Origin of the sequence: Mesorhizobium sp. M7A.F.Ca.US.006.04.2.1, assembly GCF_004022915.1 — a bacterium.
GTDB lineage: Bacteria > Pseudomonadota > Alphaproteobacteria > Rhizobiales > Rhizobiaceae > Mesorhizobium > Mesorhizobium ciceri.
Genome location: NZ_RZQA01001137.1, coordinates 1 through 1,584 on the forward strand (window position 1 = coordinate 1; position 1,584 = coordinate 1,584).

Here is a 1,584-nt window from a genome sequence, read left to right on the forward strand (position 1 = left end):
CCCCGAAGGCTTGTTGGCCCTGGCTGGCCATCCGCGGCTGGCACCAGCAATTGCGGCAATGTTCGCCGATGCGGCACGGCCTTGGAAACTGCCCGATCTGGCCGATTTGTGCGGGATGTCGCGCGCTACGTTCATGCGCCAGTTTCAGGACAAGCTGGGTCGCTCCGCCCTCGATTTTTTGACTGATCTGCGCATGAGCCTGGCCGCCAACGAGTTGAAGAAGCCAGCCATCAGCGCCGAGGCCGTGGCCGAGACCGTCGGGTATCAATCCGTTTCGGCATTCCGGCATGTCTTCGCCGAAAGGATGGGGATGACGCCGGGGGAGTGGCGGCGACTGGCGCACAAGGGCGAGTAACGCACACGGTCTGGGATCGCGAAGGCGCAGTTTGATCCTTTCGCGCATCATACTGAGCTGAATCAGTCTCGAAATAATCACTCGTCCTCGTAAATTGGGCTCCGCAATCACTTGATAAGGGAGCCATCCAATGAACTGCATCGCCACCACCGGACCCGCAACCCGCGTAGCCGCCGAGATCTTCGGGGAGACCGGGAAGAGCGAAAACGCTTTCGCCACGAACGCCGTCATCGAAACGATCCTGAGCCGCAGTGCCGCCAAGTACTACGACCCTGCTGCCACCTTGAGCGACGACCAGATCCGCGGCCTGGTGCGTATCGGCACGTCCGCGCCAACCTCCTTCCACCTGCAGAACTGGCGCTTCATCGCCGTACGCTCGCCCGAAGCCAAGGCGCGGCTGCGTCCGATCGCCTGGAATAACCAGCCCGCGATCACCGACGCGGCCGTGACATTCATCATCATCAGTAGGCTGGCCGATGCCAGCACCGTCCCCGACCGTCTAGCGCCCGTGGTGGAAGCCGGCATCATGCCGGCACGCCTGGTGCCGGAGTGGGAAATCCCCGCGCGCGGACTGTATGACGATCAGCCCCAGCGCCAGCGCGACGAAGCTGTGCGCTCCGCGACCTTTGGCACCGCGGCGATCATCTACGCGGCCCGTTCGCTGGGCCTGGGTTCGACGCCGATGATCGGTTTCGACTCCGAGGCGGTGCACGTCGAGTTTGGTCTGGCCGAAGACGAAGTGCCCGTGATGCTGTTGACTGTCGGACCGGAGCGAGCCGGCAACTGGCCGCAGAAGCCGCGCATGCCGGTGGCTGATGTCCTGGACTTTGCATAACGGAAAAGCGTGAGAGGTCGAAAAACCTTCCACGCCTGCAATTTACCCCGAACCAACAAATCACTGAGGAGATAATTCCCATGAAAGCGATCGTAGCAACGGATCAGGCTGAAGGAACGGCCGGCATGAAGCTGGCGCAGCGGCCCGAGCCGCAGGCGGCAATAAACGATGTCGTGGTTGAGGTTCATGCGGCGGGATTCGTCAACACCGAACTGGAGTGGCCTTCGACCTGGGCCGATCGAGCCTTCCGTGACCGGACGCCATCGATCCTCGGCCATGAGCTCGCAGGTGTGGTCACTGCGCTCGGCTACGGCACCACGGGACTGTCAATCGGTCAGCGAGTATTCGGCCTCGCTGACTGGCATCGCGACGGGACCCTCGCTGAGTATGTCGC

The 1,584-nt window shown here is 62.6% G+C and carries 3 protein-coding genes; all 3 read left to right on the top strand.

What is annotated here, in order from left to right; translation table 11 throughout:
* Nucleotides 1-355 (top strand): helix-turn-helix transcriptional regulator (locus tag EN925_RS35135; RefSeq protein ID WP_164894630.1); only part of this gene is annotated, 355 nt, incomplete at its 5' end.
* A 130-nt stretch (nucleotides 356-485) separates the two neighbouring features.
* Nucleotides 486-1,190 carry a nitroreductase family protein gene (locus EN925_RS35140; protein ID WP_245487410.1) on the top strand — a complete coding sequence of 235 codons (705 nt, stop codon included), beginning with the start codon at nucleotides 486-488 and terminating at the stop codon, nucleotides 1,188-1,190.
* An 80-nt stretch (nucleotides 1,191-1,270) separates the two neighbouring features.
* Nucleotides 1,271-1,584 (top strand): alcohol dehydrogenase catalytic domain-containing protein (locus EN925_RS35145; RefSeq protein ID WP_164894631.1); only part of this gene is annotated, 314 nt, incomplete at its 3' end.